This window comes from Paramaledivibacter caminithermalis DSM 15212, assembly GCF_900142245.1.
Lineage (GTDB): Bacteria > Bacillota > Clostridia > Peptostreptococcales > Caminicellaceae > Paramaledivibacter > Paramaledivibacter caminithermalis.
Window position 1 is genome coordinate 1 of the sequence record NZ_FRAG01000088.1, and the last position, 8997, is coordinate 8997.

12 protein-coding genes and 1 pseudogene are annotated in these 8997 nt (G+C 28.2%); 12 read left to right on the forward strand and 1 reads right to left on the reverse strand.

Annotated features, from left to right (window positions below; genetic code table 11):
- The 10 genes and pseudogenes from BUB36_RS17690 to BUB36_RS17735 form a co-directional block, all read left to right on the forward strand.
- Positions 1–288 (forward strand): annotated as a pseudogene (locus BUB36_RS17690) (UPF0236 family protein); the annotation flags it as partial.
- A 120-nt stretch (positions 289–408) separates the two neighbouring features.
- Complete coding sequence (locus tag BUB36_RS17695) at positions 409–843, forward strand: helix-turn-helix domain-containing protein (RefSeq protein ID WP_073153363.1); 435 nt, start codon at positions 409–411, stop codon at positions 841–843.
- Between the two features lie 20 nt (positions 844–863).
- On the forward strand, positions 864–1160 hold the full coding sequence (locus BUB36_RS17700; protein WP_073153366.1) for a hypothetical protein: 297 nt from the start codon (positions 864–866) through the stop codon (positions 1158–1160).
- A gap of 10 nt (positions 1161–1170) precedes the next feature.
- Positions 1171–1623, forward strand: coding sequence for a hypothetical protein (locus BUB36_RS17705; RefSeq protein ID WP_073153369.1), 453 nt, complete (start codon positions 1171–1173; stop codon positions 1621–1623).
- A gap of 414 nt (positions 1624–2037) precedes the next feature.
- Positions 2038–2358 carry a DUF898 family protein gene (locus BUB36_RS17710; RefSeq protein WP_073153372.1) on the forward strand — a complete coding sequence of 107 codons (321 nt, stop codon included), beginning with the start codon at positions 2038–2040 and terminating at the stop codon, positions 2356–2358.
- A gap of 155 nt (positions 2359–2513) precedes the next feature.
- Positions 2514–2954 (forward strand): DUF6978 family protein, encoded by a 441-nt coding sequence (locus BUB36_RS19365; protein WP_073153375.1) that lies wholly within the window; start codon positions 2514–2516, stop codon positions 2952–2954.
- A complete protein-coding gene (locus BUB36_RS17720) occupies positions 2955–3722 on the forward strand; it encodes a DUF1829 domain-containing protein (RefSeq protein WP_073153378.1) in 768 nt (255 codons plus the stop codon).
- Between the two features lie 92 nt (positions 3723–3814).
- Positions 3815–5320 (forward strand): recombinase family protein, encoded by a 1506-nt coding sequence (locus BUB36_RS17725; protein ID WP_073153381.1) that lies wholly within the window; start codon positions 3815–3817, stop codon positions 5318–5320.
- Between the two features lie 60 nt (positions 5321–5380).
- On the forward strand, positions 5381–5752 hold the full coding sequence (locus tag BUB36_RS17730) for a cell wall hydrolase (protein ID WP_084112129.1): 372 nt from the start codon (positions 5381–5383) through the stop codon (positions 5750–5752).
- Between the two features lie 85 nt (positions 5753–5837).
- A complete protein-coding gene (locus BUB36_RS17735) occupies positions 5838–6257 on the forward strand; it encodes a hypothetical protein (RefSeq protein ID WP_073153387.1) in 420 nt (139 codons plus the stop codon).
- Between the two features lie 51 nt (positions 6258–6308).
- Here BUB36_RS17735 and BUB36_RS17740 read toward each other — a convergent pair whose 3' ends face one another.
- A complete protein-coding gene (locus BUB36_RS17740) occupies positions 6309–7049 on the reverse strand; it encodes a lytic transglycosylase domain-containing protein (RefSeq protein ID WP_073153390.1) in 741 nt (246 codons plus the stop codon).
- A gap of 380 nt (positions 7050–7429) precedes the next feature.
- On the opposite strand from BUB36_RS17740, the gene BUB36_RS17745 reads away from it, so the two are divergent.
- On the forward strand, positions 7430–8539 hold the full coding sequence (locus tag BUB36_RS17745) for a DUF3810 domain-containing protein (RefSeq protein ID WP_073153393.1): 1110 nt from the start codon (positions 7430–7432) through the stop codon (positions 8537–8539).
- 248 nt (positions 8540–8787) lie between these two features.
- A partial coding sequence (locus BUB36_RS17750) for a hypothetical protein (protein WP_131821350.1) occupies positions 8788–8997 on the forward strand: 210 nt, incomplete at its 3' end.

Consider the following 8997-nt stretch of genomic DNA (forward strand, 5'->3'; position numbering starts at 1 on the left):
ATATTATCTGCTAGATTGAGTTCTAGACCATTAGCATGGAGTATAGTAGGTGCTGATCAAATGGCACGACTAAGAGTACATCGTGCCAATGGTGGGAAAGTATATGAAACAATGATAAAAAAGAGAAAAGAAAAGCAGAAAGAAAAAAGAATCGAGAAGTTAGATAAAAGAGTTGTAAAAAGAAAATTAAATAAAAAAGTAGAAGAAAAAATTGATAATATAACTGTTTTGAATATTGGGAAAAGAACTTGGGCTAGTGAATTACTCAAGTCTGTTCGTGGTGCTTAATTTCATCAGAACATAAGAATTTTTTTTAAATTTTTTTCCTACAGTATCTTGACACTATCTTTCTTTTTCTTTACTTTGCATAATGCAATGATAAAATTATAATATAATGAGGTGATTAGAATGAAATTTGGAGATAGATTGAGGGAATTAAGAAAAGAAAAAGGTTTAACTCAAGCTGAACTAGCTAAAATTTTTTCATTAGGAGAATCAACTATATCTTTTTACGAAAGTAATAAACGTACTCCCGACTATGAATTATTAAAAAAAATTGCTGATTTTTTTGATACTTCTATTGACTATCTTTTATGCCGTACAGATAAAAGAAAACCGCCAAAAGATATTTATACAACTAAGGAACTAGTTCATTTACTTCCTGAAGAATATAGAGAAGTTTTTAGAAATCTTAAAATAAAACATATAAAGTTTATCAAAAAAATGTATGAAGAAGAAATAGACCCAGAAGCACTGCTAGATGCTATGAGGGTAGTTCAAAGTGTTAGAAAAGATTTGGAAGAAAAAGAAAAGAAAAAAGACATAAAACAAGATGATAAATAACAAAAAATGAGGTGGGTTGTATGGAGAAAATATTAAATGAAATACTTAGAGAATTAAAAGAATTAAAAACAAACCAAACCATAATGCAATCTGACGTCAATAAACTACAGCAAGGTCAAAATAAAACCAATGAGCGTCTTGACCGCATTGAGAAAAAATTAGACGCCGTTTATGACCAAACTGCAAATCTTACTGAATTTAAAACTAATGCTAAACTTGACAAAATCTCTGATGACATAGATTTTCTTAAACATGAAGAATATCAAACTAAGCAAGATATTTTCAAAATTAAAAAGAATTTTGAAATAATAAAATGAGGTGTGTAGCATGGAGAAAATATTAAATGAAATACTTAGTGAAATTAAAACTATTAATCAACGTCTTGAGAATCTTGAAACTGGACAATCTAAACTTGAATCTGACGTCAATGAACTAAAGGAAGGTCAAAAGAAAACCAATGAGCGTCTTTCTAAACTTGAAGAAGGTCAAACTAATCTTGAAAATAGAATGTCTACACTAGAACAAGGACAATCTAACCTTGAAAAAAGAATGTCTACTCTAGAGCAAAGACAATCTAATCTTGAAAATAGAATGTCTACTCTAGAACAAGGACAGCAAGATATCAAAGATCATTTACTGGCTATTGAAGCTAAAAATGCCGAAAGACATCTTGAAATAATGAAAAAATTATCTAGAGACATTGAATTTATTAAACATAAAGAGTTTAAGAACGAAGAAGATATTTTTAATATAAAGAAAAATCTTGAAATAATAAAATAAATAGTTTTATTTAGAGCTAGTTAGTCTTAACTAGCTCTTTTCATTTACTACAATGATTCCATTCTCAAGTTCTATTTCTCCAATATCAATATGTATATCCTTCTTAATTATTTTTTTATCTTTAGTTTTATACATATCTTATCCCCCTTGTAGTCATTCCAGTGGCGGGTATGCGAATATATGTTCGTATTTTTATTTTACTATTAAGTCCTCTAAAATTCAAGATTGAATCGTTCGTCTTTTTCTCCTATAATTCGACATCAATAATAAATACTAATTTATACACTTTTCTTTGCTCTAATCTACTCATAAAAATATTGTATATATTCGACAATATTTACTATTTTTTTCATAGAGTATATACTATAATATTTTTGATAATTAATTAACTTAAATGCAAAGGAGGATTTTTTAGTGGAAACAAATGTTAAAACTGTGGACTCATATTTTGATGGAGGTCTTTTAGGGCTAGTTGGAGTTAGTATACTAGGGTTTTTAGTAACTTTTTTTACTCTAGGGATTTGTTTACCTTGGGCTGTAACTATGAAAGAAAAATGGGTTGCCGAGCATACTGTTATAGAAGGAAGGAGACTTCAATTTACTGGTACTGCTATGGGACTTTTTGGGCAATGGATTAAGATATTATTATTATGTTTTATCACACTTGGTATTTACGGTTTTTGGGCAAATATAACTATTAAAAAATGGGTAGTAAAAAATACTAGATTTGCTTAGAGTTCTAATAAGAAAAATAACTTTATCTAATATGGAGTTAGCATAAGTTGTTACAATCTCTTGCTAACTCTTTTTTATATATCGACGTGTTTTGACATTTTTTACATAGACAAACCTATATAATATAATTAAAATTATAATAAAAGGAGAATGCAATGTTAATTCAGGAAATAGCCGATAATCTAATAATAATGAAGAAAAATATTATTGATAATGATATTGTCTTGCCAATACCAAATGATTTTATTAAAATCAATGTGGCTTCAATTGATAATAAAGAAAAATTTATATTAGATGTTAATAGAAAAGGAACTTTTAAACTGACACGTTGTACTTATCAAGAAAGATATCAAACAAGCATTCCACTTATTAGATTAGATGTAGATACAAAACCTCATAGAAATCCTGATAATAAAGTTATACTTGGTACTCATATACATATATATAAAGAAGGTTATGGAGATAAATGGGCTTTCCCTCTTGATGAAATTGAAAATAATTGCTTTACAGATTTAAAAAATCTTACGCAAACTTTTTTAGATTTTTGTCAATACTGTAATATAGAAAATATCCCTAGTGTTCAGGAAGTGATTTAAATGATAAACTCAAAAAAATTTATAGACTCATACCTTTCATGGTTAAAAGAAAATATGTCAATAAAAACTATAAAAGATGATGTTCTTGAACTTACATCACCATTTTTAGACAGACATAATGACTATATGCAAATATATATAATTAAAACTGATAATGGTTATATATTATCTGATGATGGTTACACAATTAATGACTTAATGTTGTCAGGATTAGAATTTAATACTGCAAAGCGAAAGAAAATACTAAATACAATTTTAAATGGATATGGTGTTGAACTAGATGAAAATGATATTTTAAAAGTAAAATGTAATATAGCAAATTTTCCAATTAAAAAACATAATTTATTACAAGCTATGCTTTCAGTTAATGATTTATTTGTTTTATCTCGAAATAATGTAATATCAATTTTTTTAGAAGATGTAGAAACTTTTCTTTACAATAATGATATTAGGTATATTTCAAACGTAAATTTTGTTGGCAAGAGTGGTCTAAGTCAAAAATTTGATTTCGCAATACCTAAATCTAAGAAAATGCCTGAGCGAATAATTAAAACAGCAAATAATTTAAATAAATCTCTTGTAGAATCAATAATTTTTTCATGGAATGATACAAAAAGTGTAAGAGATAATAATACACAGTTATATACATTTATTAACGATATCGATAAAAATATATCCAACTCTTTAATAACAGCTTTTAAGGAATATGATATCATTCCTGTTAGATGGTCTGAAAGAAAAAAATATATTGAAGAATTAGCTGCTTAATATAGACATATTTAAACTGTTATTAGCAGCTTTATTTTTTCTCTCAAAAAACATATAATTAAATAAAAATCATTATTTATATAGGTGATATCATGAACGTATGCATTTACTTAAGAAAATCAAGAGCTGAGGAAAACATGTCTGTAGAAGAAGTTTTAAATAGGCATAGAACTACCCTATTGGCTTATGCGAAAAAACATAATTATAATGTGTTAGATATAAAAGAAGAAGTTGTTTCAGGAGAATCTATTGCTAGACGTCCTAAAATGTTAGAGCTTCTACAAGAAGTAGAAGATAACAAGTATGATGCTGTGCTTGTCATGGATATAGATAGACTTGGCAGGGGTAATATGCGTGAGCAAGGGCTTATATTGGAAACATTTAAAGAATTTAAAACAAAAATAATTACTCCTAACAAGACCTATGACTTAGAAAATGAATTTGATGAAGAGTATAGCGAATTTGAAGCCTTCATGGCTCGTAGAGAGCTTAAAATAATTAAGAAAAGACTTCAAAGGGGTAGACTGAAAAGCTTAGAAAGTGGGAATTATATTAGCCCTTATGCTCCTTATGGATACGATAAACAAGATAAAACTTTAGTTATAAATGAGGATGAAGCAAAAGTAGTTCGGTTAATTTTTGATTTATATGTAAACCGTGGATATGGTGATACTAAGATAGCAAGATATTTACAGGATAAAAAGATTCCAAATAAAAATGGTAACATAAACTGGGATAAAACTACTATACGAAAAATGATTCAAAATCCTACTTACACAGGCAAAGTGACGTGGAATAAACGTATATATAGATATAAAGACAATGGTAAAAGAACAAGTAAGTTTAGAAATAAGAATGAATGGACCATCTATGATGGTAAACATGAAGCTATCATTGATGAAGCTATTTTCAATAAAGCTCAAATAATATCTAAAAATAGATATACACCTCATTTGCATAGCAATAAAAAGCTTAGAAATCCTTTGGCTAATCTCGTCAGATGTGGTTCATGTGGTGCAACAATGACAACAAGAACATGTAAGGGTAAAAAGGATAGTATAAGATGTTATAAGAATTGTGGGAATAAGTCTAGTTACGTAGAGCTAGTTGAAGAAAGAGTTTTAAGTATTGTGATTAATGAATTTAAAAGAATCAAATATGAATTTGAGCATGAAAAAGAAGATGTAAATAATACAGAAATTGAAGTTTTAAAAAACACAATAAAAATAAAAAATAAAGAATTAGATACTCTTAAGCAGCAAAAAGAAAAATTATATGATCTTTTAGAGCAAGGTATATACGATAACGATACTTTTCTTAAAAGAATGAATACTATATCGTTAAAAATAGATAATACTAATAACGACATAGAAGGGCTTCATAGGCAATTATTTAAGCTTAAGGATGATTTGGATAGGGTAAATAATAAAATTCCTCATATAAACAATTCTATTGAGTTTATAGAGCAAACTTATCACAGTCTTAATGCTGAACAAAAAAATAGGTTCTTAAAAACTATAATTGATAAAGTTATATATTTTAAAGATAAAGATGCTGAAAAAAATGCTTTTGATTTAAAAGTAATACTTAAAATATAACCTCCCTATAAGCTGAAACACTTAGAAATACTATGGTGGCATGATAGGTCTGTCAATGGAATGAAAGCAGTTGCCACCGTTGTAATGAATAGAGTTAGGGTTCCTTTTGGAGAATATCATAGAGTAGGTCAAGGTGATATTAGAAAAGTAATATTTCAAAAAGGACAATTCGACTGCGTGCGTTCAGTAATTCGCGGTATATCTAATCCTCAAACTATATGGGCGAATCCCCCTGAACAAATACATTATGATATAGCTGATTGGGCATTATCTGGTAATCGATTGTTTACAGTCGGCTATTCTCTATGGTACTTTAACCCCTTTAAACCAACATGCCCATATACTTTTCCAAGGAACGGAACAGGAAGCTTTCAAGTTAGAGTAGGAGATCATTGTTTCTATAATCCTACTGAAAAATATGCACAAACTTAAAATTATACTTTTTTACCTTTTATTATCTTTTAAAAAAACTGTTAATAGCTTTAAGTATATGAATTTTTAGGGAGGTTGCAAATTAATGTTTCCAAATTATTTTTTCAGAATGCCTGTTTATCCAATAATGAACAGTCCTATAGGCGAAAATGCTATGATGGGTTTACCACGTGAACAACAAGAAGCTGAGCTAGGTCAAGATACCCCTATTACTGGTTTTGGTACTGGAGAACCTAGCTTGCAATTTGAAGCAGGTCCACCTGTACAAGATGATATTAACTATTTACAAGGTTATTTAAGAACACATATAGGTCAATATGTAAAAATAGAATTCCTTATCGGTACAAACCTTTTTATCGACAAAGAAGGTATTTTAGAAAAGGTTGGTATAAGCTATGTTGTTTTAAAAGAAGCTGGTACTGGTAATGAATTAATTGCAGATTTATATTCAATCAAATTTGTAACAGTTTCTAGAAATGGTCTAAATGCAAATAAAAAATTTTAATCGCTAATCATCAAAAAATGCCAGCATTAAATAATATGCTGGCATTTTTTGTCAGTCATTTAATTCAAGAAATTTTTTCTCTCTATTCAAGACTCCTCTCGAATAGTTAGTTGCATAGGTTTTATGCTTTTCATAATAACTTTTTAATTTGTATGGACCTCTATTGTATTCTGACAAAATTCTGTCATAATTTTCACCATAGGATTCTTTTAAGATGCTTAAGTAAATAACACCAAGACCAATGTTATATTCAGGTTCAAATATACGCTTAGGGTCGTATTTCAATCCTAATCTATGACCGTATTTTTTTGCTAACCATTTTTCAGTATCAGGAATAATTTGCATATAACCTCTGTCATTATGTTTTCCCACTTCATATTTATTAAAGTTACTCTCAAGCTTAATAACTGCTAAAATTAATGAAGGTTTAATATTGAACTTTTTAGAATAGGCTACAACTATGGCTGAGGTTTCAAGATCAAGTGGAGTATTTGCTGCTATTTCCTGAATTTGGCTTAAGTCACTGGTTATATCGAGGTCTATGTATTTTCTTACCCTTTTTATTTGGTCTAATACCTTCTGCTTACTTTCAAGTTCCTTTATTAGATTTTCCATATCATCAATCTTTCTATCTATTTCAACAGATAGAAGGGAATATTCTTTTTTCAAGCTTTCAGCCTTAGACTCTTTTATTTTGTAATGATTTTTAGTTGTATTTTGTGCATAAGTAATATATATAGCATTTATAATAATTATTAGTACAATTACATAAAGCATTCTTCTACCTTTCATTTTTATCCCACCTTTCTTTTATTATTTTAATTTATAAGCAACTTACCCTTTACCCTAATTAAAATCCCACGGAAATAAAGCCCATTTTATTTTATAGATTATATCTTTCTTAAATAAATAATCCATAATAAAAAACACCAATAGTCCAAATAGCTCTTAGTGTTTCTGAAAAAAAATTATAATATATTTAGAAATAATTTGCAACATATTCCATAAAATTTAGTTATTTTTTCCTTTATTCGTTAACTTAACTTATGTTAATTATGCAAGTTTATCACTTTACATTTTTTTCATAGTATTATATATTTTTTATAGAAAAATAATTATATTGAGTCAATTGAGCAAATTACATAATAAAATCTTTATAAGGCTGTGTTCAAATGGATACAAATAATAAAGTAGTAAAAAAAGTAGTATTTATATTTTTTCTTCCCCTAGCAATACTTATATCATATTTTGCTGCAAAATCCCCTATTGCCATCGAAACAATATATTCTAATAAAGTCTATAAATTAATAGGACAAACCGTAAGTAAAATAACTGGTATATTTTCTTTCTCTGTTGGAGAGTTTTTATGCTATCTTATAATTTTTATATTCATCCTAATATTAATAAAAAATGTCATTATAATAATAAAAAAAAGTGGCAATAGAATATGCATTCTGCTGAACATCTTTTTAAGCACTCTTGCTTTCATCAGTATAAGCTATTTTTTATTCATTATGCTTTGGGGTCTAAATTATCATCGGTTGCCATTTTCAGATATTTCTGGTTTAGACACAAAACCAGCTTCTATTAATGAATTGGCAGCACTCTGTGATGATTTAATAGAACAAGGAAATGCTCTTAGAAATAAAATTCAGGAAGACTCCTCTGGAATCATGAAGCTTACATATGACTATAATACTGTTTTTGATAAAGCACAATTAGGATATAAAGAAGCTGCAATTTTTTATCCCCAGTTAAAAGGTAATTACGGAAAACCAAAGGGAGTTTATTTATCTAAAGCAATGTCTATCTCTGGAATATCAGGCATTTACTTTCCCTTTACCTGTGAAGCTAATATTAATATAGAAATTCCTGCTTCAATGATACCTAGTACTACATGTCATGAAATGGCCCATCAACGAGGCTTTGCTAGAGAGGATGAAGCAAATTTTATATCATATTTAACTTGTCGTCTAAATCCCGATATTCAATTTCAATACTCAGGAACACTCCTAGCCTTAATTCACTCAATGAATGCCTTGTATAAGTATGATAAAGAAAAATTTTTCCTTCTTCGTAAAAAGTATTGTAATGGTATCAGACAAGACTTGGAATTCATTAGAAAATATTGGGAATCTTATGAGGGTCCAGTTGAAAAAGCTTCTAGCAAGCTAAATAATGTATATCTTAAATCTAATTATCAAAAAGATGGCATTCACAGCTACGGTAGAATGGTGGATTTATTGATTGCAGAATATAGACAAAAAAACAAAGGTAAATAAATTCCCTTTGTCTAATTAACCTAGTATGCTTTTATCTATATAGATTTCCTATAGTAAAATTTAATTTATACATATCAAAATATCCAAAGTTTTTGAGGATTTTTAATGTGTATAAATTAATTACTCCTGTTTTGCAAAAATAAAAGCTTAATTGGTAATGCTTCCAAAAAATAAATGTGGCATAATCTGCGCTCCTATGATATTTGTTAATTATCCCTAAAAACACTTATCAAAAGGAGGGTAAGACTATGCCCACTACTATTGTAAATTACAATGAGGAAATAATCAATTTCTTAGAAGATGTAAATTATGGAATGAGTAAACCACAATTTAATCATCTCGCTACAATAATAGAAGGCAGTATTAATATTGATGGTAAAGTATCCATTTCAAAGATTGCACAAAACATCGCAAAAGCTAAAGACAAAAGTTGCATATATAGGTTTTTGAGTAATTCA